19 protein-coding genes are annotated in these 26714 nt (G+C 31.7%); 4 read left to right on the top strand and 15 right to left on the bottom strand.

Going from position 1 to position 26714, the window contains the following annotated elements; genetic code table 11:
* Positions 1 to 382 precede the first annotated feature (382 nt).
* Positions 383 to 1543, top strand: a complete 1161-nt coding sequence (locus WC223_08730) for a glycosyltransferase family 4 protein (GenBank protein ID MFA6924324.1) — start codon at positions 383 to 385, stop codon at positions 1541 to 1543.
* Between the two features lie 117 nt (positions 1544 to 1660).
* A complete protein-coding gene (locus WC223_08725) occupies positions 1661 to 2446 on the top strand; it encodes a T9SS type A sorting domain-containing protein (GenBank protein ID MFA6924323.1) in 786 nt (261 codons plus the stop codon).
* Between the two features lie 138 nt (positions 2447 to 2584).
* On the opposite strand, the gene WC223_08720 is transcribed toward WC223_08725, so the two are convergent.
* The 7 genes from WC223_08720 to kdpF all read right to left on the bottom strand — a co-directional run bounded on the left by WC223_08720 (position 2585) and on the right by kdpF (position 12413).
* Entirely contained in the window at positions 2585 to 4420 is a 1836-nt protein-coding gene (locus WC223_08720) for an ATP-binding protein (protein MFA6924322.1), read from the bottom strand.
* Positions 4421 to 4432: 12 nt separating this feature from the next.
* Entirely contained in the window at positions 4433 to 6442 is a 2010-nt protein-coding gene (locus WC223_08715) for an amino acid permease (protein MFA6924321.1), read from the bottom strand.
* A gap of 187 nt (positions 6443 to 6629) precedes the next feature.
* Entirely contained in the window at positions 6630 to 7763 is a 1134-nt protein-coding gene (locus WC223_08710; protein MFA6924320.1) for a sensor protein KdpD, read from the bottom strand.
* A 26-nt stretch (positions 7764 to 7789) separates the two neighbouring features.
* On the bottom strand, positions 7790 to 8353 hold the full coding sequence (kdpC, locus tag WC223_08705) for a potassium-transporting ATPase subunit KdpC (protein MFA6924319.1): 564 nt from the start codon (positions 8351 to 8353) through the stop codon (positions 7790 to 7792).
* Positions 8354 to 8560: 207 nt separating this feature from the next.
* Positions 8561 to 10597 (bottom strand): potassium-transporting ATPase subunit KdpB, encoded by a 2037-nt coding sequence (gene kdpB / locus WC223_08700; GenBank protein MFA6924318.1) that lies wholly within the window; start codon positions 10595 to 10597, stop codon positions 8561 to 8563.
* 11 nt (positions 10598 to 10608) lie between these two features.
* Complete coding sequence (gene kdpA, locus WC223_08695; GenBank protein MFA6924317.1) at positions 10609 to 12309, bottom strand: potassium-transporting ATPase subunit KdpA; 1701 nt, start codon at positions 12307 to 12309, stop codon at positions 10609 to 10611.
* A 26-nt stretch (positions 12310 to 12335) separates the two neighbouring features.
* Entirely contained in the window at positions 12336 to 12413 is a 78-nt protein-coding gene (gene kdpF / locus WC223_08690; GenBank protein ID MFA6924316.1) for a K(+)-transporting ATPase subunit F, read from the bottom strand.
* A 433-nt stretch (positions 12414 to 12846) separates the two neighbouring features.
* Here kdpF and WC223_08685 point away from each other — a divergent pair, with 433 nt between their 5' ends.
* Positions 12847 to 13842, top strand: coding sequence for a virulence RhuM family protein (locus tag WC223_08685; protein MFA6924315.1), 996 nt, complete (start codon positions 12847 to 12849; stop codon positions 13840 to 13842).
* A 402-nt stretch (positions 13843 to 14244) separates the two neighbouring features.
* Here the strand turns inward: WC223_08685 and WC223_08680 are convergent, their stop codons facing one another.
* Positions 14245 to 15588 (bottom strand): sigma-54 dependent transcriptional regulator, encoded by a 1344-nt coding sequence (locus WC223_08680; GenBank protein MFA6924314.1) that lies wholly within the window; start codon positions 15586 to 15588, stop codon positions 14245 to 14247.
* 123 nt (positions 15589 to 15711) lie between these two features.
* On the bottom strand, positions 15712 to 19149 hold the full coding sequence (locus WC223_08675) for a PEP/pyruvate-binding domain-containing protein (GenBank protein MFA6924313.1): 3438 nt from the start codon (positions 19147 to 19149) through the stop codon (positions 15712 to 15714).
* A 204-nt stretch (positions 19150 to 19353) separates the two neighbouring features.
* Here WC223_08675 and gatE point away from each other — a divergent pair, with 204 nt between their 5' ends.
* Positions 19354 to 21324 (top strand): Glu-tRNA(Gln) amidotransferase subunit GatE, encoded by a 1971-nt coding sequence (gatE, locus tag WC223_08670; GenBank protein ID MFA6924312.1) that lies wholly within the window; start codon positions 19354 to 19356, stop codon positions 21322 to 21324.
* 76 nt (positions 21325 to 21400) lie between these two features.
* Here gatE and thiL read toward each other — a convergent pair whose 3' ends face one another.
* The 6 genes from thiL to atpB all read right to left on the bottom strand — a co-directional run bounded on the left by thiL (position 21401) and on the right by atpB (position 26571).
* Complete coding sequence (thiL, locus tag WC223_08665; protein MFA6924311.1) at positions 21401 to 22456, bottom strand: thiamine-phosphate kinase; 1056 nt, start codon at positions 22454 to 22456, stop codon at positions 21401 to 21403.
* Between the two features lie 43 nt (positions 22457 to 22499).
* Positions 22500 to 23768: a polysaccharide biosynthesis C-terminal domain-containing protein gene (locus WC223_08660; protein ID MFA6924310.1), complete on the bottom strand. Its 1269-nt coding sequence runs from the start codon at positions 23766 to 23768 to the stop codon at positions 22500 to 22502.
* Positions 23769 to 23902: 134 nt separating this feature from the next.
* Positions 23903 to 24460 (bottom strand): ATP synthase F1 subunit delta, encoded by a 558-nt coding sequence (gene atpH / locus WC223_08655; GenBank protein MFA6924309.1) that lies wholly within the window; start codon positions 24458 to 24460, stop codon positions 23903 to 23905.
* Positions 24461 to 24548: 88 nt separating this feature from the next.
* Entirely contained in the window at positions 24549 to 25043 is a 495-nt protein-coding gene (atpF, locus tag WC223_08650; protein MFA6924308.1) for a F0F1 ATP synthase subunit B, read from the bottom strand.
* 95 nt (positions 25044 to 25138) lie between these two features.
* On the bottom strand, positions 25139 to 25381 hold the full coding sequence (gene atpE / locus WC223_08645) for an ATP synthase F0 subunit C (GenBank protein MFA6924307.1): 243 nt from the start codon (positions 25379 to 25381) through the stop codon (positions 25139 to 25141).
* Between the two features lie 83 nt (positions 25382 to 25464).
* Positions 25465 to 26571, bottom strand: a complete 1107-nt coding sequence (gene atpB / locus WC223_08640) for a F0F1 ATP synthase subunit A (protein MFA6924306.1) — start codon at positions 26569 to 26571, stop codon at positions 25465 to 25467.
* Positions 26572 to 26714 lie beyond the last annotated feature (143 nt).

Raw genomic sequence — 26714 nt, 5'->3', positions numbered from 1 at the left:
TGCGAGAACAAGGAAAGGGAAAGGAATATAAACAATTATATCGTGGGCAATTAAAACTGTTTGATGTTTAGAAAGACGTATGTAAATTGCACTGATACCTCGAGGCTCTGCCTCGGGGTCATTCATTTCACAAATTTAGAAAACCGACATAAATAAAAAATAAAAATCAATATTTTTTTGAAATACTCATGAAAATTTAAGGAGTTTACAGTTTATTTTTTAAGAGTTTTGCCTATTAATAAAAAGATAGTCCTAAAACGGATAATTTGTGTAATCAAATTAGACATGCATTATAAAATTATCTTTTTTGTGGTTTAAGTTTAATCTGTGGCTAATTTATTTTTATTTAAATTTGTAAATCATTTCACATTCCAAATTTTTTATGAAAAAAGTAATAATGCTTCTCGACAATAATTTTAAATCCGATGCAAGGGTTGAAAGAGAAGCTATTTCACTTTTTGAAAACGGATATGATGTTGAAGTTTATGCAGAAAAATTTGATGATTTGCTAAATTACGAAGTTCGCAATAATATAAAAATTTTCAGAGAAATTGATAAAAGTATTCACAGACCACTTTCAAAGGAATATAATTTTTTTAAAGAAAAATTTGTTGATGAAATCGTGAAGAAAGATTTTTCTATTCTACATTGCCATGATTACAAAATGTTATTACTTGGTGCTGAAATAAAAAAGAAAAAAAATGATATTAAATTAATTTACGACTCGCATGAATATCTTGCCGGTTTTCCATTTTACAAAGAAATACCAACATTAAAAGGAAAAGTTAAAGGTTGGTTTATTTGGAAATATTATTTCGAACAAGAAAAAAAATCAATTAAATATGCCGATAAAATAATTACAATAAGTCAGGGAATTGCAGAAGAAATGCGCAAACATTTTGATTTGCCTGATGCACCTTTAGTATTAAGAAACATTCCGTCGTTGTTTGCTTTGAGTAGCGAAAAATATTTTCATAAAAAATTCAATATCTCATTTGATAAAAAAGTAATTGTCAGTTCGGGAAATCTTTATTTTGGTGAAAAAAGAGTTAAAATGCTTATTGATGCTGCTCGTGAAAGTGAAAATATTTACTTGCTTTTTATTGGCAGTACACCAAAGCATAAAAAATTAAAAAATAGAATTGAAAGTTTAAATCTTAGTGATAAAGTTTTTTTTCACGATTATATATCATCACAGGAAATAGGTAAATTGATATCAAATGCAGATATTGGATTAGTTCATACATGGCAGCCGAAATGGAAATCACACTGGCACTCGCTTCCAAATCGTTTTTTTGAATACTGTTTAGCAGGTTTACCAATTGTTTGCACAAGTCAACCTGAATTTGTGAGATTAGGAAATGAATTTAATAATGCTGTTTTTTACAGAGGTGATAAAAAAAATGATTTAATTAAAGCAATACATAATTGCCTCGAAAATTATGAAACTTTAAAACAAAATGCTTTAAAAATCAGAGAGAATTTGTCGTGGGAAAAAGAATCGGAAAAGTTAATAGAGATTTATAAATGTAATTTGCAATGAAAATAAGTTCAAGGTGACTTTTGAGAAGCTTCTTAATAACAAAAGAATCAAACCTAATTTATTCTTAAATAATTTTTATTATTTTTACCTGATTTTTTATTAATGATTTTACTTAAAATGAAAAAATTGTTTTCTTTATTTAAAGCATTTCTTTTTGTTTTATTTACGAGTTTTTCGTTAATTGTTAATGCTCAACTTTGTACTCCAGACCACACCGGGTACACTACCGTTCCTGATACCGGAGTTAGGATTCCTTTTTGGCCACCACACGCTACTGTGGGTGTTTATTATGAACTATCTGTTACATATGGAGTTCCGGCTCATGTAAAATATGGAGGAACAAAATATAGTATTAATTGGGCACAGTTCACAAAAATAACCAATTATCTTACAGGAAACATTTGGACTGTTGTTGACAATAACGGTGGCAGCACATTTGATAAATGGGATAAACTTACTTGGCAATGTGGAACTATTAAAGGCACTCCCACAATGGCAGGAATAGATACTATTAGTATTTATGCTGACGTTAATGTGAATATTATATTTATTCCGTATACACAAAAAAATGCCAGAGCTTATCGTATTCCGTTAATTGTAGATGCTGCTACTGCTACTGATATTTCAAATAATACCGGAATTGTTGAAACAAAACTAATTGAAAGTAAGCCCAATCCATATCATAATTTCACTCAAATTGGCATTGTTGCAAGTAAAAGTGATAAGGCTGTTCTTAATGTTTATTCTTCTTTTGGTCAATTAGTTTATTCTGAAACTAAATCAATTATTACAGGAGAAAATTATTTTGATTTTAATGGTTCAAAATTAATAAGTGGAACATATTTTTATTCTGTTATTACTTCCGTGAAAATATTTAATAAAATATTGATAAAAACAGAATAATAAAAATATTTTTCACAAATCAATAAAAAGTTTCAATTTACAAATATTTCTGACTTCAGATAAATAAAAAGATATAAAAACCCTGCAAGAGCTCGGAACTCTTGCAGGATTTAATATAAGATTCAACAACATCAAATTTTACACATTCAAATTAAAATAAAATTTACTTCCTTTACCGACTTCACTTTCCGCCCAAATATTTCCACCCTGAGCTTCGATAAATTCTTTACAAATAGCAAGACCGAGACCTGAACCGGATTTATCGCCACCCGGAATTTGAAAATATCGGGTAAAAATTTTACCCAAATATTTTGCCTCAATTCCTTCACTGAAATCTTTTACGGAAAATTCAATTTTATTTTCATTTCTTCTTACATCTACAATAATCTTACTTTTTTCCGAAGAATGTCGGATTGCATTGGATAACATATTTATCAGCACCCATGCGGTTTTTTCAGGGTCAGCTTTTATTTGTGGCAAATTTCCTTCTTTAATTACATTTATGCTTATCATTTTTTGTTCTGCCTGAATTTTTACAGCATCAAAAGCATAGTCAATAATCTGATTTGGCTCTACATTCAGAATATTAAGCTGCAAATTTCCTGTTTCAACTTGCGATATGTTTAGTAATTCACCGGTAATATTCAATAACCGGTCACTTTCATCTTTTATGCTTTGAATAAGATGTTTCTGTTCATCATTAATTGTACCTATACGTTCGTCTTCGAGCAGTTTCAAGCTCATTTTAATAGATGAAATAGGTGTTTTGAATTCATGCGAAACTGTTGAAATGAATTTTGTTTTTGCTTCATCAAGTTCCTGAAATTTTGTAATATTTTTTAAAATAATTACATATCCTACAAGAACATTTTTTTCTTCTCCGGTTTTGGTAGTGATAATTTCCAGAATATCTTTCGTAAAGAAAGATTCTTTCCCATCAGCAAATATTTTTAATGTTTTTGATTCTTTTCCATTTTTTTTATAAGAGTTGTCAAACAGGTTATGAAATATATTCTGAAGTAAATCATTTTTATATGCTGCCTCGGAGGCGGATTTGCCAATTATATTTTTTGCTTTTACATTCAGCAATTCGCAAGCTAACGGATTTGAAAATATAATTTCTTTTTTTTCATTTAAACCGATTATGGCATCTCTCATTTTACTGATAATAGCTTCTATTCTTTTCTTTTCGAATAATAACTGTGAAACATTACTGTGTTCGTATTCACTTAATTTTTTTGCCATAGTATTGAATGCATCTGCCATTTCGCCGAATTCATCTTTTGAATCAATGTATAAATGCTGTTCATAATTTTTTCTTGCAATCTCTCTTATTCCATTTGTAAGATTTTTCACTGGGTTTGCAATATTTCGGGGAAAGTTAAGGCAAAAAGAAAACGATATTAAAAAGCAAAGTGTTCCCAAAATGGATATATAAAGGAAAGCTCTATGAGATGTTGCTTTTAATTCATTATTTTTTTTAATAATTGCATTCATGTTTAAATCGGAAATATCCATTATTAATGAATTCACATTATTATAGCCGGGAATAAGTTCATTAAGATAAATATCTTTATTTAATACCTTTTCTGATTTTGCTTTCTCAAATGCTTTTATATAATTCTTAAAATTTTTTCTTAATTCTGCTGCGTGTTCTTTCTCTCCTTTTTCGGTAACATTTTTTTCTTCATCAGTTAGATTTCCCCAAAAATATTTAATGTTTTTTTCATATAATTTTTCATCAAAAACATTATTTTTTGAATAAAAATATTCTGTTTGCAAAATTTTAATTTCGTCGAGAGTTTGTGCCATTAATTTTGTAGAAACTAAAGATTTGTAATTATCTTTAAGCATAGCATCAGAATAATTGGTTAACCTGTAGAGATAGAAAAAACTTGAAGTCCACAACAGAACTATTAGCAAGAATAGAAACCCGAAGCCCAGATACAATTTTGTTTTAATACTCATTTTCATTTTGCTGAAATTTTAGTTTTCTAAGTTAATTGGAAAAATTACGGAATTTATATTTTTTTTATGCAATTTTCTTTGAACTGCATTAATAGTATGATTGTGTAATATTCTGGATAAAATATTTGTTTGAGCAAAAACCAATTTTGAGCCGAAAAAGGTAAAATCGGTAAATTCCTTTTGTATTTCGGGTACGAGTTCATCAACTGCTTTAATGACATCGGCTTTTACTGTCCAATAGCTTGTTCCGAAATAGCCGAAACGGTTAACTATATCAACATATTTTTGCAAGTCATCGTTTACCTGCGATTTTATTTTTTCCACTTCATAGGCTCCTCTGAAATTATGAGCATTTACAAGACCTATTTGCAGAAAAATAAAATTTTTATATAATCCATGAAACGACTCTATGACATTTAGCAATGTTGTTATTCCCGTAGAATTGTAGTCGCTGACAAGTACTACTGCGGTTTTTGCTTTGGTGTTTTTTACTATTGAAGTGAAAACATTTTTATAATCTTTTGCAAGTTTTGAAATTCTTTCATTAAAATTTGTCATCAATTCTGTTTGCAGTTTTTGCATTTTTAAAGTAGTGGAATAATAATGTTTCTTAATGGTTATAGCAATAATTATAAGAACGCCTGTTATTAATAATGTTATCCAGCCGCCTTCGGTGAATTTAATCACAATTACGGTAATTAAAATAAATGAAGTAAGCGATAAACCGATTCCGTTTATAATAATTTTATAGAGCCATCCTCTTTCTTCTTTTCTTGAAGTCCACCAATGCTTTACCATTCCCAATTGTGATAATGAAAAAGTAATAAATACATTTATACTATAAAGAATAACAAGAAACCTAACAGAACCTCCAGAAACAACAAGTAAAATAATTGAAGAAATTCCCATGAGCATTATTCCATCCTGAGTAACGAAGCGGTCGCTGATGGAAACAAATCTTTTTGGAAACCATGAATCATAAGCCATGTTTGCCATTATTCTCGGACCATCAAGAAAACCTGTTTGGGCAGCAACAAATAACAAAGCAGCTTCGGAAACAAGTATTAATAAAACAAAGGAATAAGATAAATTTTTATTCCATCCAAGAGTCATTTGTTCAAAAAGTACTGCATTCAGAGTTTTTCCTTCCTGAAATTTTAAATTATAGAGTGAATATGCAATCATTAATCCTACAACAATAAAAGTTAAAGATGTTGCCATAAGCACCATTGTTTTTCTTGCTGTTTTAACTTTCGGTTCGCGTAGAATAGGAATACCATTGCTGACAGCTTCAATTCCCGTGAAAGTTCCAGCGCCCATACTGTATGCTTTTAAAATTAAAAATATTGTTCCCCATAATCCGATTTGTGAAACCGTATGATGAATATCTGTTGAAGTATTTGAAACAACATGACCAAAATTTTCGGCGTTTGAGATAAAAACATAAATAATAACAAAAACATGCAATAAAATAAACAGAATAAAAATAGGAGTAAGTGTCATTACGGATTCCCTCACTCCGCGAAGATTCATAATTATAAGCAGAACTACACCTGAAAGCGCTACAATAATTTTAAATGCCTGCCATTCGGCAGGAAAGAAACTAAAAATTGCATCTGCCCCGCTTGATATGGATAATGTTATTGTAAGAACATAATCAATTAAAAGAGAACATCCGGAAATCATTCCAACTGTTGGAGATAATAATTTGCTTGCAACAATATATCCGCCGCCGCCATACGGAAATAATTTAATGATGTGATTGTAACTCGTGCTTACTATAAAAATCGTGAATGCAGTTGCGAATGCCACAAATATCGCTAAACTCGTATGAGTCATTAAATTTCGGTATGCTTCTTCCGGTCCGTAGCATGATGAAGTAATTCCATCCGAGCCAAGTCCTATCCATGCAAAAAAAGCTACAAGCGATATTTTATGAAAAATAGATTTGTCAGTTAAATCACGTGCTCTGCCTATAAAAAAATTCCTGAGTTTTTTACCTGATAATATTTTTTCTGAAGCAGACATATTTATATTTCAATAATTTTATCTGCAATGCTCTATTTTCATGCCATAAAAATGTGAGCCCGCAGAGTTTGTAAATCAGCTGTTTGATAAAATGCGAAAACAGGATTTTTTTCAAAATGAAAATTTGTTTTTCAAAATGGAAAGGAATATGAATTTTAAAATCAGGTACGTACATAGGTTTAATAATTTAAGAAACTATCAGTAAATCCATTTTCGTTCCCGATATTTTTTTTAATAATTTATTCAGAAAAATTCTGCCGTAAAAGAATTTCATATAACTGAAAGTTGGCAATCCTATCAGTATTGTAGTAATTTGCATTTTTTCTGCTGTTGAAAATATTGCATCTCCTATTTTATTGTTTTTTATTTTAATTACTTCTGCTCCCAATTCGGTTGCAAGTTTTAAATTATCGAGCAAATGTCGCTGCTCTGCCAGTCCGATTTTATCAAAAGCTTCACCGGGAGTTTGAACATAAAGTACATACCACTTTGCAGCATAAAAATTAGCAATACGCGAAGTTTTGCTTATTATTTTGCGTGCAACTTTTTCATTAGTGCTTATACATGCAAGAAATTTTTCGGGTTTTAACTTTGAATCGGAGAATACTTCCGTTTCTATTTTTCTTTCTACTTGACCGGCTACCTCTCTTAATGCGAGTTCACGCAGTTGCAATATTTTTTCTTCTCTGAAAAAATTATTCAATGCAATTTCAATTTTACTCGGGTCGTATATTTTACCTTGCTTTAAGCGATTTATCAATTCTTCGGCTGTTAAATCTATATTTACAATTTCATCGGCCATTCTTAAAACACTATCGGGAATTTTCTCTTTTATTTCGATACCGGTTATTTTCTCAATTTCATTTGATAACCCTTCTATATGTTGAATGTTCACCGCACTTATTACATTTATTCCTGCTTCGAGAATTTCATTAACATCCTGCCATCGTTTTTCATTTTTCGAACCCGGAATATTGGAATGTGCTAACTCGTCAATTATAACAATTTCGGGACGAATACTAAGAATGGCTTGCGTATCCAATTCATCTAATTCTTTTCCTTTGTAAAAAATTTTTCTTCGCGGAATAATTGGCAATCCTTCTAATAATTTTTCTGTTTCTTTTCTTCCATGAGTTTCGATATAACCAATTTTACAATCAACATTGTTTTCCAACAAACTTCTTGCCTCTTCCAGCATGCGGTATGATTTGCCAACGCCTGCAATCATGCCAACATACAACTTGAATTTGCCTCTTCTTGACTTCTTTATAAGCTCAAGAAACCTTTCAACATTATTATCTTTTAATTCTTTTTTTTGCATAAAAGTTTTATCTCGTGATAACAAGTTTACTTAATAATGTCCAAAGCTATATTTAGCTTCAGCACATTTATTTTTTCAGGACCAAATATTCCGAATAATGGATGTTCTGTATTTTTTTTCACAAGTTCCTGCAATTTGATTATACTAATTTTTCTAACTTTTGCTATTCTCGGTATTTGAATGAAAGCAGCTTCAGGCGAAATATCAGGATCTAAACCGCTTCCCGATGCTGTTACCAATTCTGCAGGAATATCGCTTTTTTTTATTTCCGGATTATGTATTAAAAAAGTATCTATTCTTGCTTTCACTGTTTTAATGTAATCGGTGTTTGTTGTGCTTTTATTTGAGCCACCAGAAACAGAAGCATCATAATTATTTGCTGAAGGGCGACCACAGAAATATTTGTCATTTGTAAAATGTTGTCCGATATATTCGTAACCCAATACTTTACCATTTTGAATTATCTTTTTCCCTTCTCCTTTTCCGGTTGATAAATATGAAATACCACAAACAATTAAAGTATATCCAAAAGATAAAAATAATAATAGTACAAGAGTTAATTTTAGTGCTGGAATAATGTGTGTTTTCATCTGTTTAAATTTTGTAAGTAATTGAAATTTCTGCTGTTAATTTGCTGTTTTTGTTAATAAACTTTTTTAGTTACTCGCTCCCGCAAAAGCCAACCGCACAACCTGCTCGTGAATATCCATGCATTTCTTTGTTGAAAATAGCACTGAATTTTTAATCATTTACGGTTTGTGCAAACTATTTTGTTTGCATGGATATTTCATAATATATTAGATAATAAAGTTAATAATCAAATCAATTATTTTAATTCCTATAAAAGGAACAATTATTCCGCCAAGTCCGTAAATCAAAAGATTGCGGCGAAGTAAAGCGCTTGCTCCGATTGGCTTGTAAACAACTCCCTTTAATGCCAAAGGAATAAGCATAGGAATAATAATAGCATTAAATATCACTGCCGATAATATTGCCGATTGCGGACTTACAAGGTGCATTATATTTAATGCCTGTAATCCGGGTATAGAAACAATAAATAAAGCAGGAACAATTGCAAAATATTTAGCTACATCATTTGCAATAGAAAATGTAGTGAGTGTTCCTCTTGTTATAAGCATTTGCTTACCTATTTCAACAATCTCGATAAGTTTTGTAGGGTCGTTGTCGAGGTCAACCATATTGCCTGCTTCCTTTGCTGCCTGTGTTCCGCTGTTCATGGCAACTCCCACATCTGCCTGAGCTAATGCCGGAGCATCATTAGTTCCGTCACCCATCATTGCAACAAGCCGTCCACCCGATTGTTCTTTGATTATGTATTCGAATTTATTTTCGGGTTTTGCTTCGGCAATAAAATCATCAACACCTGCTTTTTCTGCAATATATCGCGCAGTAAGCGGATTGTCTCCGGTTACCATAACTGTTTTAATTCCCATTTTGCGTAAACGTTCGAAACGTTCCTGTATGCCTGGTTTTATTATATCCTGTAATTCGATTGTTCCGATAACTTTATCATTTTCAGAAACGACTAACGGAGTTCCGCCATTTTCAGATATTTTTTTAATTTTAATTTCTATTTCATGAGAAAATTTATTTCCATTTCGTATCACAAAATCTCTAATCGCATCAGATGCACCTTTTCTTATTTTTGTTCCATCCTGCAAGTTTATTCCGCTCTGGCGGGTTTCAGCAGAAAATTTTATAAACTTTGAAGTATGTATGTCTGGTGCATAAATTTTTATTTTTGATTTTGCTAATTCAACTATTGACTTCCCTTCGGGTGTTTCATCGGCAAATGAACTTAATGCACAACTTTCGATGAAATGATTTTCGTCCATTCCTGTTACAGGGTAAAAGTTAGTTGCCTTACGATTACCTATTGTGATGGTTCCTGTTTTATCAAGAAGCAGCACATCAATGTCACCGGCAATTTCAACTGCTTTACCTGATTTTGTTATTACGTTTGCTCGTAAAGCTCTGTCCATTCCTGCAATTCCAATGGCAGATAATAATCCTCCGATTGTTGTGGGAATTAAACAAACAAAAAGCGAAATAAGTGAAGAAATTGTAATTGTTGTTTTAGCATAATCCGCAAAAGGTTTCAGTGTAACGCAAACAATAATAAAAATCATTGTGAAGCCGGCAAGTAAAATTGTTAATGCAATTTCGTTAGGTGTTTTCTGGCGGCTTGATCCTTCAACCAATGCAATCATTTTATCAAGAAACGATTCGCCGGGTTGAGTAGTAACAATAACTTTTATTTCATTTGATAAAACTTTTGTTCCTCCAGTTACGCTTGATTTGTCGCCGCCTGCTTCGCGTATCACCGGTGCCGATTCTCCGGTAATTGCCGATTCATCAATAGATGCTAATCCTTCAATAATCTCGCCGTCTGTAGGAACAATTTCCCCTTCGGTAACAATAAAAATATCTCCTTTTTTTAATTCGGACGAATTTACTTTTTTAATGTTTCCGTTTTGTAAAACAAGATTAGCAACAGTTTCTTCTCTTGTTTTTCTAAGAGATTCTGCTTGCGCTTTTCCTCTCGCTTCTGCCATGGCTTCAGCAAAATTTGCAAACAGAACAGTTATAAACAGAATAAGCGTAATAGAAAAATTATAACCAAAACTGCCTTGTTCAGAATGTCCTGTAAACAATATATAAATCGAAACTATAAGCATTACAAATGTTCCTATTTCTACGGTAAACATAACCGGATTCTTAATCAGAGTTTTTGGATTTAATTTAACGAAAGATTGAAACAAAGATTTTTTCAAAAACTTTTTATCGAATAATGATATTTTATTTCGTTTCATTTATTTATTATTTATTTAAAACTAAAATATTCCGCAATCGGTCCTAATGTTAATCCTGGTAAAAAACATAATGCAGTAGTAATAATAATAACTGCAAAAGTCATTATTCCGAATGTAATTGTATCAGTTTGTAAAGTGCCGACTGATTCAGGGACATATTTCTTTTGAGCAAGCAATCCGGCAATAGCAACAGGTCCTATAATTGGCAAATAACGTCCTAAAATGATCACTAATCCTCCTGTAATATTCCAGAATTTAGTGTTATCTCCCAATCCTTCAAAGCCGGAACCGTTATTTGCAAAACATGAAGTAAACTGGTATAGCATTTCCGAAAACCCATGAAACAAATGATTATTCAACCATCCGGCATGTGAAACAGGATTACTTACGTACATATATGCCGCTATTGCTGTAAAGCCCTTAACTAAAAGTGATGTGAGCAATGTAACTATAACTGCAATTTTAACTTCACGAGCTTCAATTTTTCTGCCAAGGAATTCAGGAGTTCGCCCAACCATTAACCCCGAAATAAAAACAGCTAAAATTATGAAGATATAATAATTAAGAAATCCGACTCCACATCCACCATAAAAAGAATTAATCATCATGGCGAGCATTTGCATCATTCCTGACAGCGGCGTAAAACTGTCGTGCATGGAATTCACAGAGCCCGTTGAAATAACTGTTGTAAGTATGCTCCAATAGCCAGAAGACGGTACTCCGAAACGAACTTCTTTACCTTCCATATTTCCCACAGTTTGAGTAATTCCCATTTGTGTGATTGCTGGGTTCCCCTTAACTTCCCAGTAAATTGTAGGAATAACTAGACATAAAAATCCGAATGTCATTACACCAAATATGAGCCACACAAACCTTTTTCTATTTATATAATAACCTAATCCGAAAATCAAAGCAAGCGGAATTATAAGCTGAGCAATCATTTCAACCATGTTAGTTAAATAATTGGGATTTTCAAAAGGATGAGAAGAATTTGCCCCAAAGAATCCGCCTCCGTTTGTTCCTACATGTTTTATTGCAATCATAGATGCCGCCGGACCTCGTGAAACCTGAACCTTTTTCCCTTCAAGATTTACAATATTATCTTTTCCTTTAAAAGTTTGAGGTGTACCATTTAATACCAGAATAATTGCAGTTAGCAGCGATAATGGTAATAAAATGCGTGTAATACTTTTAACAAAAAAATTATAGAAGTTTCCAAGTTTATCAGTAGTTTTATTTTTTAAAGCAGTAAAAACCACAATTGCTGTTGCCATTCCTGTTGCTGCAGAAACAAATTGAAGGAAAGTAAATACAGCTACTTGTGATAAATAAGATGCTCCTGTTTCACCTGAATAATCCTGCAAATTACAATTAGCAACAAAACTTATTGCAGTATTAAACGCTAAATCTGGCGTCATAGAAGGATTATTATCAGGATTCCAAAAATGATATTTTTGTGTAACGAGCATTAACATTGCATAAACAAACCATACCATATTAATTGTAAGCATCACTATCAAATGCTGCTTCCAGTTCATTTCTTTTTTTAAATCAATACCTGAAAATCGAAAAATAAATTTCTCAAATGGATTTATAAAATCCATAAAATTCTTTTCTCCTCCATATACTTTTGAAATATATTTTCCAAGCGGAACAGCAAGTATGATAGCTACTCCAAACATTGCAATTATTCCATAATATTCACTCATCATATCATAATACTTTTTAAAAAATTATTTTAAAATTTTTCCGGCTTAAGCAATACATAAACTAAATACCCAAACACTACTATTGATAAAATTAACAATGCGACCATAATTTCCTTTTTTAAATTTTGTCAAAAAAATCTATTGATTTAAAAAAAATAACAAAACAAAATAATCCAATAGCAATCAGTAATAAAGTTTCAAGAGTTGTCATAAATTTAAATTTTGAACTACCTCTTTACTAATATTATGCCAGAAATTTATATCGCCTGAATTTAAAGGGATGCAGAAGAATTTAATTTAAGAAGGAGATAAATAATCTTTATCGAAATGAAAAATTGTTTTTCAGAATGGAAGGGAAAATATTTTTTTTAAGATATAAGCTGCGAAGTAGATTTATTAACAAAAAGTTTAATATTATATTCATAATTTTTATAAATTTGACAAAACATGTATTCAATATAAAGACAATATGAATTTAATTGAAAAAGGCAAAGAACTTTCAAACTTTATTGCTCATATAAATAATACAGAAAAATAAAGATGAAAAATACAAATATTGTTATTTATCAAACCGAAGACGGAAATACTAAAATAGAAACTCGTTTAGAGAACGAAACAGCGTGGCTTACTCAAAATCAAATGAGTGAACTTTTTCAAAAAGAAAGAAGTGTTATTACCAAACATATAAATAATATTTTCGGTGAAGGAGAATTAGACAAAAAAAGCAATGTGCAAATTTTGCACATTAGTGGAACCGACCGACCGGTAAAATTTTACAATCTTGATGTAATTATTTCGGTAGGATACAGAGTAAAAAGTCATCAAGGCACAAAATTTCGCCAATGGGCTACTACAAGGCTGAAAGAATACATTGTAAAGGGATTTACAATGAACGATGAATTGCTGAAACAAGCCGGTGGTGGTAATTATTTTGATGAATTACTATCTCGTATTCGTGATATTCGTTCATCCGAAAAAGTTTTTTGGCGAAAAGTATTAGATATTTATGCTACAAGTATTGATTACGATCCGAATTTGGAAATATCCATTCAGTTTTTTCAAACCGTACAAAACAAAATGCACTGGGCAGCACACGGACAAACAGCCGCAGAAGTGATATACTCGCGAATAGATGCTGTTAAACCTAACTTAGGTTTAACTAATTTTAAAGGAAGCAAGCCCACAAAACATGAAACCGAAATAGCCAAAAACTATTTGAATGAAAATGAATTGAACATATTGAACCGAATGGTGACGGCATATTTAGAGTTGGCAGAATTGCAGGCACTAAACAGAACGCCAATGTATATGAAAGATTGGATTAAACGTTTAGACGATTTTTTAAAAATGACAGGTAATAATATTCTGCAAAATGCAGGTGCAATAAGCCATCAACAAGCGTTGAAAAAAGCAAATGTAGAATATGAAAAATATAAAGAGCTAACAAAAAACGAACTCTCAGAAGCCGAAAAACACTTCGTAAAGCAAATAGAAACTACTGCTAAAAAATTAAACTCCAAAAAGCCAAAGAAATAATGAGCAGTTTCAATATATCGCCAACACTGAATAAAGACAAAGTTTTTTTGGTTCAAAAAAGCGAATTGGAAAAACGTTTTGACCCTTTTTATTATGTTCCCGAATTATTAGAACTTTAAAAAAAGGTATTAGCAAAGAAGCCGAAAAAACTACGCGATTATGTAATATGTATTTCAAGCGGTGCAACTCCAAAGGCAACTGAAAGTGAAAAATATTATGCAGAAAAAGAAAACGGTATTCCGTTTTTAAGAGTGCAAAACCTTTCGCCAACAGGCGTTTTAGAATTTGAGAAAATTTTATTGGAATAGAAAGAAATGAATAGTGAAAAATAATTTTTTTCTTGTGGATAGAAGTTCGTAGCTAAAAGCTTTTTACTTCTGTCTTCGGACTTCTAACTTAAATTTATTCTATCTGATATTGCTCCAATTTTCTATACAGTGTAGTTAGCCCTATACCAAGCTTTTCAGCGGCTTTGGATTTATTTCCTTCCGAGAGAGAAAGAACTTTCAGGATATATGATTTTTCAATATCGGCAAGTGAAGCATTTTCGATATTGATTGATGAACTGGCATTTGAATCTGAGATTTCAAAAGGAAGCAAATCAATTGTCAGAATATTTTTTTCTGCTAAAATTACTGCGCGTTCAATTATATTTTTTAATTCTCTTGTATTTCCTTTCCAGTTATAATTCATGAGCTTATTAAAAAACTCTTTGTTCATTCCTTTAATATTCTTCTTTATTTTTGTTGAGTAAACATCAATGAAATGGTTTGCCAAAAGCTCAATATCTTCTTTTCTTTCAGTTAAAGAAGGAATTCGGATTTTAAAAACCGAAAGACGATAGTAAAGGTCTTCTCTGAAGTTTCCGATTTTACATTCGTTTTCTAAGTTTTTATTTGTTGCAGAAATAATTCTAACATTAACATGAGTGGGCTTTGTTTCACCGACTCTGGTAAATGTTTGCGTTTCGAGGAATCTCAATAATTTTCCCTGCAAATCAATGTGCATATCGCCGATTTCATCAAGAAATAATGTTCCTTCATCTGCCTCTTCAAATAACCCTTTTTTATCATAATTGGCTCCGGTGAATGCACCTTTTTTATGTCCAAATACTTCCGATTCAAGCAACTCTTTTGGGAATGCACTGCAATTAACATCAATAAATGGCTTGTCTTTTCGGGGGCTTGCATTATGAATTGACTGTGAAAATAATTCTTTTCCGGTTCCTGTTTCTCCAAGTAAAAGAACCGTAGCATCAGTTGGTGCAACTTTTTTAGCAAGTTCAATAGCTTCGAGAATATTTTTTGATTTGCCAATAATTCCATCAAGCGAAAATTTTTCTATATGTTTTTCCAATCGTTGCAAACGCTTTTGAAGCTTCACCTTTTCCAAAGCACGATGAACAAGCGGAATAATTTTATCATTGTCATCACCTTTTGTGATATAATCAAAAGCACCGTATTTAATGGCTTTTACGCTATCGGGAATATTTCCATAAGCGGTAAGAATAATAATTTCGACGAGTGGATATTTTATTTTTATCTGATGAGAAAGTTCAACACCATCAACGTCGGGAAGTTTTACATCACAAAGTACAACATCTATATCGGATTGTTCGAGTTTTTTAAAAGCTGTTTTGGCATCAGGAGCTTCAAAAATTTCAAATTTTTCTAATTCAAGAATTCTATGAAGGAGAAAACGAATTTTTTCTTCATCATCAATAATTAGTATTCTTCCTAAATTCATGTTAAATTAAATATATTGTTTTATGTTAGTTTAGTTGATAGTTATTAGCTAAAAGCTACGAGCATCGAGCTATGAGAGAAAGCATCTTTATTCACTATTAACTATTAACCATTAACTATTTTTTCAATTCCACGTAATAAAAGAAATTCTTTTTTTACCATCCATAATAATTGACAGGGGTTTGCTAAACCTCACATGTTTGAAAAATTTTGTAGCCATTATTACTTTTTGTTTATGCAAAACATCCCATCTGATGAACTCTGTTTGCGATGAATGTTTGACCGAGAAATAACCGATATTCAATGAAGTTATATTGTGAAAAAAATGCGAACCGAGTGAAGCATCAAGCGGCAAATCTTCAGTACTTGTTTCAACAATTATTTTTGCATTTGATATCTGTGTCCATTGAACAGGAATTCCAATCCATCTATCGCGTGTACCCCATCTACCCGGTCCTATCAATATATATTTTTTATTTTGTTTAACCATTTCTGCGTTGAGTTGTTCTATTTCATCTGTCATTTCCATTGTTTTAGATTTGTCAAACTTTTCTGCATCAATAAAAATAACATCATATATTTCGTCAATTTTTCCGTTTCCCATTCCCTTTTCTGAATAAAGTAAAATCTGTTTTTTATCAATATCCTCGAGATTCAGATTAAATTCATGTTCTTTACTGAAGAGGGGTTTAATCTGCAACAAATAAAAAGAAGCCAGTCCTTCTTCATTTTTTGTTAAATCAACTGCAAATTCAATTTCAATAGGGCTTCCCATTGCTTCCTTAATAATGCCAAGCAAACTATCAATTGTTCGTGCGAGAGGAATATAATCGTATTTCATTATATTGGCAAAATTCAAAAGTCGCGGTCCCGGTGAATCAACTCCCGGAATTATTCTATCGTTTTCAGCATCATAAACTGATGCGCAATGTTTTAGGTTGCCGTGTCTTTCGGCTGCATCAATGTCTAATTTTTCTAATCCGGCATCTTCGCCTTTCATTATATTTATATCATACCTGTTTGTATCAACTGCATAAAACAATAATTGTGAATTTTTGATTTGGTCTTTTGTGGAATTAATTTCCACGCTTGGATATTTCGGAGAAAACCTGAATGCTTTTTCGCCTTCAACAATATACTTTCCAAGTCCGATTCCTATGACAGCAAATCCTTCTTCCGGCTCCATGTGAGCATAAGGGTAAAAATTATACGACTGTGCCACACCGCTGATGTGAGGGTAATAGTAATTTTCATATTTATTACCCACAACTTCCTGAATGATGACAGCCATTTTTTCTTCTTCAATTTTATAATTAACCGCTTCAAAATATGCACGAGAGTTATCGGAAAAAATTGAAGCATAAACAAGCTTGATTGCATTAGCAGCTTGTTCAACTCTTACTCTTATATCGGGATGGCTGTTAGGTAATAAAATTGTATCGAAAACGCCCGAAAATGGCTGCATTAAAGAATCTTCAAACAAACTTGATGAACGAATTGCAACCGGATTATTAATTACATTAAGGAGTTTCTCAAGCTTAGTCATCAAAGCTTCTGAGAGCTTCCCGTTTAAGAACCACTCCTTTATCAGGTTATGATCTTTTTCAGTATATACTTTTTTCAGGTCATTGCTTTCGAGAAAAAGCAAAAATTCATCTGTTCCTATAATTGAGGTTTTCGGTGTACAGATTTTAATGTCGGGAATTATTTTAGAAAAATCAAAATTATATACCAGTGTGTTTATAAATGCGAGTCCTCTTCCCTTACCGCCTAATGAACCGCTTGCAAGACTCATTATATTTGTTTCATCCTGCAATGCCGATTCTTCGAAGCCTATTACTTTTCCCCTGTTTTGTTCACTTCTGAATATTTCAATAACACTAATCAGATAATTTCTTAATTCATCAGGAGAGCTAAAGTCGCTGGTTTTAGCAGGATGTATGATTTTTGCAATTTGAATTTCGCCTCTTGCCATCAGCCATAGTGAAAAGTGATTTCTTGTAGCATGATAATTAAGCGAACTTGCGGGAATTGTACTCAGGTGTGATTCGAATTCTTTCAATGTTCTCGCCACGGCTATTTCATTGTCGTCTTCATCTTTGTATACAAAATCACCGAACCCAAGATAATGAATAATAAAACTTTTAAAGTCGTGCAGCAAACTTTCTGAATTTTTATCAATAAAACTTGCTTTAAGAGCATAGGCTCTGCTCAGATTTTGTATATTCGAAGATTGAATTATTGTCGGCAAATCTTCAATCTGTGATTTTATATGTTTAACCAAATGAAATCCTGCGTCACTGTCAACTTTTCCTTTTCTTTCAAACTTAACATCGGATATTAAACAAAGCATATAGTCCTTGTATTTGTTGAAAATATTTATCGCCTCTTCATAAGTAGAAGCAAGAAGTATTTTAGGACGGGCACGTAAGCGTAGCACTTTGTATAATTCATCGGTTGTAACATCTTTCATTATTCTTTTCGTTTGCTCAAGAACAATAGTATAAAGCAAAGGCAAATATCTTGAGTAATACTTTGGCGAATCTTCAACCAAAAGAATAACTCTTACCAAACCTTTTTCAGTATCGTTTTCAACATTTACCCTATCCTCAATATACTTAATCATTGCAAAAAATATTTTTGTATCTCCGTTCCAGATAAAAATCTTGTCAATATTTACAAGTTTATTTTTATCAGTTTCAAAAATTGCTATGTCGTTATTATTATTGAGAAGAAGAAGTACAGGAATATATGAATATTCATTTTTTATAAGTTTACTCAGTTCAATCGGAGTATTTTTATCAACTCCCATCATTATTATTACAAGGTCGAAATGTTTTGAATTAAGAAGTTCGAAAGCATCTTCAACAGTTGAAACACCTGTAATTCTTGGTATCGAAGTAAGATTAAGCTGATAATATTCACCGAGAACATATTCGGAAAATCTTCCTTCGCTTTCAATGATAAATGCATCATACATTGTTGAAACCAGCAATATTTCACGTACCTTGAAAGGCATGAGGTCATGATAAATATACCTGTCCTGATTGCTTTTGTTCAAATATTGTTGTAATAGCTGACGACTTGATGAACTCTGACTTCGTTGTTTTGGCAAATCATTTTTTAATTGTGGTTTTGTAATTGTGTTTTTTATTCTTATGCTATTTATGTAACCGGTAACTATTTTTGCAATATTGCCGACAAGTTGAGTTTCATCTTTTGAAAAAGGACTATTTTCGATTTCCGGAAATTCTTTTATATAATAAACCTCGATAGCACCTGTTTTTTCATCTATAGTTTCAAACTCATGCATCATTTTCCACTTTGTAACCCTGAAGTTTGAAGTAGTGAATTCATTTTCTTCAAACTTTATTCTGGCAACGGCAGATTCTGGATACTGCAATGCCTTGGGCAGAATTGAACAAATTTGCTGCAGTGTTTCATTTATTGATTTTGCTTCCTTAACAATGTTAGTTGTGAGACTAATTGCAGCTAATTCCTTTAATTTATCTTTACTTCCGATATCGGTATTTCTCTTATTTATATTATCATTCTCTATCATATTCAAATTGGCTGTTTAATGTAAACCTTTAAGTGAAATTGTTAGTAAAATTAATAAATTTTATTATAATAAAAATATTTTATCTTATTGAAAAAGCAATGTTTTCCGAATAATATTAAAATCCACTAATAAAACTTTTTTTATTTCTTATTTAATTTTATAATTTTGGTATCCCTTTTAGAAGAACTAAACACGAACAGGAAGATGAAAAATAAATTTGATGCCCTTTCCAACTATAATGAATCAAAGAAAGCCATTGGTTATGTGAGTCGAAAGGAAGCAACACAGGAAACATATACCAATATAGGGTTTATGTCGGGACTTGAAGTTCACCAGCAGCTACTCACGGATAAAAAACTTTTCTGTAATTGTCCTGCCGGAATTTATCAGAAAGCAGAGCAATACGATGCGGAAGTTATACGGCACATGCGTCCCACTTTGAGCGAACTCGGTGAATACGATGGAACTGCTCTCATGGAATTTAAAACCAGAAAAGAAATTGTTTACAGGATTAAAAATGAAACTACTTGTACTTATGAAGTTGACGATACACCACCGTTTCATATAAATAAAGATGCACTTGATATTTCAATACAAATATCTTTGCTTTCAAAATTCAATATTGTTGGTGAAGTTCATGTTACACGTAAGCAATATCTCGACGGAAGCATTCCCACCGGATTTCAGCGAACAGCAATTATAGGTGTTGAAGGAGAAATAGAATTAAAAAACAAAAAAGTACGATTGATTCAGCTTAGTATTGAAGAAGATTCATGCCGTGAAGTATCTGATATCGGTCATAGAAGAATATATCGCACCGACCGCCTTGGTATGCCTCTGATTGAAACAGTTACATATCCCGACATGGTTAATCCCGATGAAGTAAAAGAAGCATGCGACTACATAAGATTTCTGAACAGAAGTACAGGAAAAGTGCGGACAGGCATAGGTGCCGGAAGACAAGATGTAAACGTAAGTTGCAGAGGCGGTAGAAGGGTTGAAATAAAAGGAGTTTCACATACAAAATGGATTCCCGAACTGACACATAACGAATGTTTCAGGCAATGGGCTTTGCTTAGAGTAAAAAATCTCCTGAACGAAAAAATCAAAGATGCAAAAAAATGGCATATTGTTTCAAAAGAAATTGACCTTCATTTTTTCGCATTTCCTTGCGATTATGTGAAAACTGCAAGCGAATTGAATTATAAAATTTATGCGGTTAATCTTTATGAATTCAAAGGAATTCTTTCTCACTTCACTCAACCCGGAAAAATGTTTGCAAACGAAATAAGCGACCGGCTGAAAGTAATAGCTTGCATTGAAAAACCAAACATGACTCATTCCGAAGAGCTCGAATCGTGTATTGCAAAAGACGACCTTGATAAAATACAAACATTGTTGAAGAGCGGAGAAAATGACGCACAGATAATTTTCTGGGGACCCGAAGCCGATATAAAAACAGCTCTTGATACAATTGAAGAAAGATGCAAGTTGGCAATAGAAGGTATTCCAAATGAAACCCGAAAATCATTTATTGACGGAACCACAATTTTCGAAAGAGTGCTGCCCGGAGCAGACCGCATGTATCCCGATACCGATACAGCGCCGATACCTTTGGAAGACAGCCATATTAACAAGTTGCATGAAAATTTGCCAAATGATGTAATTGAAAGATATAATCAACTGAGGAAATGGGATGTTCCCGTAGATACTTATACTTATATCTTCAAGAAAAATTTATATCCTTTGATAGAAAAAATACATGAAGAACTTAAAATAAGTCCGAAAATTACAGGAACATTTTTAGGACAAAATTTCAAATATATTGAAGGACATTATCAGCGAGGCAGAGAATTCAACGAAAACCAGATATATGAACTTTTTAAATTCCTCAAAAATAATAATCTCGATTTGCAACTGATAAAAAAAATGCTACCCGTGATTTATGAACATTCAAAAATGGATTTCGATTCTGTTTTAACAACAATAAAATTCAAGAAAATAAAAACAGAAGATATTGTTTCCAAGATACCTTTCTTAAAAAATAAATTCAACGAAATAAGAATTTCGCCAAAAGAAGAAGTGGCAACACATTGGATTATGGGTCAACTCAGACCTATTGCACTCGGGAATATTTCATTTGTTGAATTGAAAAAAGCCGTTGAAGCAAATTGACTAATGGGATAATTAAAAAGTTTGTAGTGTTGTTACATTCTATTTCTTCTCATAGCTCAATGTTCGTAGCTCATGGCTATTTTTTATTCTTCAATATTGAATCCCACCCCTGAGCAGTTATAGGATTTTGAGAACCACTTCGTGAAATTAGATTTACTCCCGCTTCTTTTTCCGTAATATGTCCTATTATTGTAAATTCTCTTATTCCTTTTATTTTTTCGAAATCGGAAATGTCAACTGTAAAAAGCAATTCATAATCTTCGCCTCCGCTTAATGCACAAACCGTCGGGTCCATTTTAAATTCAATAGCAGTGTTAAAAGTTTTTTCATCGAGCGGAATTTTTTCTTCATAAATACTGCAACCGACATTTGAACCGGCGCAGATATGAAGCAGTTCCGAAGCCAAACCATCAGACACATCAATCATCGAAGTAGGTTTAACTTTTAAATCTTTCAGTAAATCTACAATATCTGTTCTTGCCTCGGGTTTCAACTGGCGTTCCAGAATGTAATCATATCCTGCCAAATCGGGCTGCATTTCGGGATTTACTCTAAATACCGCCTTTTCTCTTTCCAAAATCTGTAATCCCATGTATGCTGCACCTAAATCACCGCTGACACAAATCAAATCGTTTGGTTTTGCAGTGTTTCTGTATATTATTTGTTCTTCATCGGCTTCACCAATAACGGTAGGACAAATAAACAAACCCCTTTCACTTGAGCTTGTATCGCCACCAACTAAATCAACATTATATTTTTTGCATGCCATAAGTATTCCCGAATAAAGTTCTTCAACCGCCTCAAGAGAAAAACGATTTGAAAGAGCAATGCTGATAAGTAGCTGACTTGGCTTCGCATTCATCGCAGCTATATCCGAAAAATTAACAACTGCTGTTTTGTATCCTAAATGTTTCAACGGTGTGTATGATAAATCAAAATGAATTCCTTCAACAAGAATATCTGTAGAAACCAATGTTTTCTTTTTATTAAAATCAATGACTGCAGCATCATCACCAATTCCTTTTATTGTAGTTTTATTTTTTATTTTAATATTTTCGGTCAGATGTTTTATAAGTCCGAATTCTCCTAAAGAGCCAATTTCTGTGCGGTTTTCTTTATTTTCAAATTCCATTGTCAAGTAAGTTAATGGTTAATTGTAAATTGTAAAAAATAAATTAATTTTTATTTTTAAATTTTTTTATTTCCTGAATTATTAATTTGAAATCATCTTTTAAAACAAACAATTCACGGTATTTTGTTTTTGTAATATTAATAAAAATTACCAAGGAAAACATGAAAGATGCAAAATATGAAAATGTGGAAGTCATTGCAGCACCTGTTATTCCTAATTCGGGAATTAAAACAAATCCGAAAGTTAGTGTAAAAACCAATCCTATTATTGAACACATTGTATTAAAATGCGGCTTACCTGTTCCTGAATAATAATGACCAAACATTGTTGATGTTGCTACAGACAAAATGCCAATGCTTAAAAATGCAATTACATTTTTCATTCCTCCGAATTCTTTTCTGAAAATTAAAATAAATATGTTTTCGGGAATAATCAGCAGAACAATAATACAGAACAGCGATATAAGAAAGCTGATTTTTGCAAAACGTATAGTGATATTTTTTGAATATTCTGCATCGCTTGAATTTGAAATTCTTGCATACAGAACCGTAGCCATACTTTTACTTATTATCCAAATACTTTCTGAAAGTTGAACACCGAGTGTAAATACTCCAAGTGCATACCTTCCGAGAAATGAATCAACAATATAATAGCTTAACCTATAATTTAATTGCTGAATAATGTTGCTTGTTTGAACAAATAAACCAAATTTAAAAACTTCTTTTACAATTTTGTCAATGCCTTTGAAATCGGTGTATTTTAAATCTTTAAAAATATAAATAAAACTTATTATAAAACTTATGATGTAAGCTATATAAATTGAAATAATATAAGAAGTAACTTCTTTTTTCCCAATTATCAGAAACAAATAAATAATTACAACAAGTGTGATAATAGTTTGAATTAAAGTAATTGAATTGAACTTTGCAATTTTTTCCTTGCCAAGTAATATCGTTTGGTTCACTTCGGTTAAAGTTCTAATCAACGATAAAAACAAAACAGAAACAGCAAATCCCGAAGGAATTAAATTTAAAAAATAAAGTATTGCAGTAACAAGAACAGAAGAAATAAATGTCCATACGTAAGATATTACAAAAAGCTTGAAAAGGTCGTATCGTGAAGCCATATAAACCAACGAGGCAGAACCAATAAATCCACCAAATATCAACACAAAAGAAATTACAAGTATTATTAAACTAATTGTTCCATATTTTTCAGGACCGAGTTCTCTTGAAGTTAACAATATAATAATAAAATTTATTACTGCTATTATAAAACGGGTTGTAATGGTGCCAAGGAGATTTTTAAACATCAAAAAAAGTTAAAAAGTTTATAAAGTTAAAACTAAAAAAGAAGGATTTTATTATGATTTTCAGTTGTCATTTATTTTATTATAATTTTTCGGATTAATTCTCAACTCATTCAGAAAATGGGGTAGGGGTGAGGTTAATATTTTCTTTGATAAACATTAATATTAAAATCCTGTTTGAGTTCCTTGATTTTTTCCATAATACTTGCATCGTACTGTTTATCTTCTATTGTAAGCACAAAGCCGCCGAGAATATTGGGATTTACTTTTTCAATCAATTCAACTTCGGAATTGACGGAATTCTTTATTAATTGAAGTATTTTATTTTTTATTTCGTTATCAATTTTAGAGGCAGTTGTGAGGTGAGCTGTTTTTATTCCTTTGTATTCTTTATAAAGTTCAATAAATTTTTCTGCAATTTCTTTTAAACATGATACGCGATTTTTTGTTACAATTATCCTGATAAACGAAAATGTAAGTTCTTTTATTTTGTTTTCAAAAACCGCCTTAAACACTGCGATTTTTTTATCAACGCCGATAATAGGACTACTCAAAACAACATCAAATTCCCTTGAATCGGTGGTTACCTGATAAATTAAATCTATATCATTTTTAATATCTTCGAGTTGCTTTGTTTCTATTGATAATTCAAACAGTGCCTTTGCATATCGCGACGAAACTTTTGTTTGTTTCATAAATCAACTTTTCAGTTTATAGTTTTCAGTTCCCAGTTTTTATCTGCGTTCTTTGCGTCTTTACGCAAAATTAAATTTCTCAATTATTTCAATTCAGTTTTGCTTCATTAATAAGTTTATTAATAAAAGTTTTTTGTTTTTCATCTTTTGATAATTCTTCTCTCATTATTTTCTCGGCAATTTCAATTGAAAGAGTTGCAATTTGATTTTTGAGTTCTGTAATGACAGCCATTTTTTCATTATTAATATTTTCGCGTGCCTGCTCCAATATTCTGTTAGCTTCATCGGTAGCTTTTGTTTTTGCTTCTTCAATTATAGATTCTTTTATTTTTCTTGCTTCTTTTAATATTTGGTCTTTTTCATTTTTTGCTTCTCTCAATAATTCTTCATTGCTTATTTTTAGTTTTTCAATATCTTCTATTGCTTTATCGGCAGCACGAAGAGAATTTTCAATAGATTCTTCCCTTTCTTTAAGCATTCTTATTATCGGCTTCCACGCAAATTTGCCAAGGATAAATAATAAAATTCCGAATGAAATTGTCATCCAGAAAATCAATCCTAAACCTGGGGTTACAAGTTCCATAGTTTTATGTTTTGAGATTTAGTTTAAATTTCAAATTTTCAAATTCAAATTCTCACACCTCAGCCAACCGCTGAGGTGTAAAGATTTTTTGCCTGTTACATAATAATTGCCAAAAAGCAAATTACTATTGCAAATAAAGCGACACCTTCAACAAGTGCGGCAGCAACAATCATGTTTGAACGGATATCACCAAGAGCTTCCGGCTGACGTGCTATTGATTCCAATGCACTTCCACCAATTCTGCCAATGCCGATACCTGCTCCGACTGCTGCAATTCCTGCGCCGATGCCTGCACCCATTTTTGCAAGCGCTACATCTAATAAAATTAATGCTAACATAGTTTTAAATATTTAGTTAATAAAAAATAATTTTCAACGTTTTTATTTTTAAATCCTAATTTCTGATTTCTAAATCCTAAATATCAATGATGTTCTTCTTCTACCTTTGCCATTCCGAAATAAATTGCCGAAAGAAGTGTAAATACATACGCCTGTAAAAATGCAACCAATAGTTCAATCAATCCCATGAATACTGAAAATAAAATAGAAACCACAGAAATACCATATCCAACGGAAACGTTTATTTGTCCGAAAATAAAAATCAAACCAATAAATGCAAGTGCAATTATATGTCCGGCAGTTATATTTGCAAATAATCGGACCATTAAAACAAATGGCTTTGAGAAAACTCCCACGGTTTCAACAAATGGCATTATAGGTAAGGGAAGTTTAAGCCACCATGGCACTCCGGGTGTATTAATTATGTGAAGCCAATATGATTTATTTGTACTGAAAGTTGTAATTGTAAAAGTAAATAATGCCAATATCATTGTAACGGCTATATTTCCTGTAAGGTTTGCACCGCCCGGGAAAATTGGTATTAAACCGAGAAGATTATTAATGAAAATAAAGAAAAACAATGTCAACAAAAACGGCATATATTTTTCGTATTTTTTTTCTCCGATTGATGGTTTTGCAATATCATCGCGAACAAATAATATCAATGGCTCGAGAAATGACTGAATTCCTTTGGGTGCGTGCCCTTTTCTTTTAACATAAGAACGGGAAACAGAAATAAAAATTATACAAAGCAGAAGCACACTAACAAAAAGCGACATAACATTTTTTGTTATTGAAAAATCATAAATTTTTCTGCCATCTTCGGCAGTTATTTTTTCGTGAGAACAAATGTATCCGTTATATTTAAGTGCTTCCTCTTCGGTTTTGAATTTACTGAAATTAAAAACATCAATTCCCTTTTCTGAAATAAGAATAACAGGCAAATTAATTGCAATTTCTGTATGTCCGATTTCAGCTATATGCCATACATGAGCATCAAGAATGTGATGAATAATATATGGACCTGGTTTAAATCCTTCTTTTTTACTTTTTATATTTTTTTCAGCGGTATCGGATTTTACGGTAGTTTCCTCTTTTTGCTGAGCAAAAGACAAGTTTCTTTGTAAAATAAAAAAAGCTACAAGAATAAAAATTGATATTATTTTAAAACTTTTCGATTTGTTTCTCATTGAAATTTTAATTATTGAAACCTTGTATTTTATATTGCAAGTTTAAAAAAAATAAATTCAAAACACAATTTTATTAACTTATTTTTAAAAAATATTTTTAAATCATTAACCTGATTAATTCCCAAAAATTTAAATGTTTGTAA

This window comes from Bacteroidales bacterium (genome assembly GCA_041671145.1).
GTDB lineage: Bacteria > Bacteroidota > Bacteroidia > Bacteroidales > JAHJDW01 > JAQUPB01.
The sequence above is the reverse complement of the archived record's forward strand: the minus strand, read 5'-3'. Positions and strand labels throughout refer to the sequence as shown.

Excerpts from the sequence above, each read along its gene's own strand:
- WC223_08730 (MFA6924324.1), top strand. The coding sequence starts at position 383 with ATGAAAAAAGTAATAATGCTTCTCGACAATAATTTTAAATCCGATGCA.
- WC223_08725 (MFA6924323.1), top strand. The coding sequence starts at position 1,661 with ATGAAAAAATTGTTTTCTTTATTTAAAGCATTTCTTTTTGTTTTATTT.
- WC223_08720 (MFA6924322.1), bottom strand. The coding sequence starts at position 4,420 with ATGAAAATGAGTATTAAAACAAAATTGTATCTGGGCTTCGGGTTTCTA.
- WC223_08715 (MFA6924321.1), bottom strand. The coding sequence starts at position 6,442 with ATGTCTGCTTCAGAAAAAATATTATCAGGTAAAAAACTCAGGAATTTT.
- WC223_08710 (MFA6924320.1), bottom strand. The coding sequence starts at position 7,763 with ATGCAAAAAAAAGAATTAAAAGATAATAATGTTGAAAGGTTTCTTGAG.
- kdpC (MFA6924319.1), bottom strand. The coding sequence starts at position 8,353 with ATGAAAACACACATTATTCCAGCACTAAAATTAACTCTTGTACTATTA.
- kdpB (MFA6924318.1), bottom strand. The coding sequence starts at position 10,597 with ATGAAACGAAATAAAATATCATTATTCGATAAAAAGTTTTTGAAAAAA.
- kdpA (MFA6924317.1), bottom strand. The coding sequence starts at position 12,309 with ATGATGAGTGAATATTATGGAATAATTGCAATGTTTGGAGTAGCTATC.
- kdpF (MFA6924316.1), bottom strand. The coding sequence starts at position 12,413 with ATGGTCGCATTGTTAATTTTATCAATAGTAGTGTTTGGGTATTTAGTT.
- WC223_08685 (MFA6924315.1), top strand. The coding sequence starts at position 12,847 with ATGAAAAATACAAATATTGTTATTTATCAAACCGAAGACGGAAATACT.
- WC223_08680 (MFA6924314.1), bottom strand. The coding sequence starts at position 15,588 with ATGAATTTAGGAAGAATACTAATTATTGATGATGAAGAAAAAATTCGT.
- WC223_08675 (MFA6924313.1), bottom strand. The coding sequence starts at position 19,149 with ATGATAGAGAATGATAATATAAATAAGAGAAATACCGATATCGGAAGT.
- gatE (MFA6924312.1), top strand. The coding sequence starts at position 19,354 with ATGAAAAATAAATTTGATGCCCTTTCCAACTATAATGAATCAAAGAAA.
- thiL (MFA6924311.1), bottom strand. The coding sequence starts at position 22,456 with ATGGAATTTGAAAATAAAGAAAACCGCACAGAAATTGGCTCTTTAGGA.
- WC223_08660 (MFA6924310.1), bottom strand. The coding sequence starts at position 23,768 with ATGTTTAAAAATCTCCTTGGCACCATTACAACCCGTTTTATAATAGCA.
- atpH (MFA6924309.1), bottom strand. The coding sequence starts at position 24,460 with ATGAAACAAACAAAAGTTTCGTCGCGATATGCAAAGGCACTGTTTGAA.
- atpF (MFA6924308.1), bottom strand. The coding sequence starts at position 25,043 with ATGGAACTTGTAACCCCAGGTTTAGGATTGATTTTCTGGATGACAATT.
- atpE (MFA6924307.1), bottom strand. The coding sequence starts at position 25,381 with ATGTTAGCATTAATTTTATTAGATGTAGCGCTTGCAAAAATGGGTGCA.
- atpB (MFA6924306.1), bottom strand. The coding sequence starts at position 26,571 with ATGAGAAACAAATCGAAAAGTTTTAAAATAATATCAATTTTTATTCTT.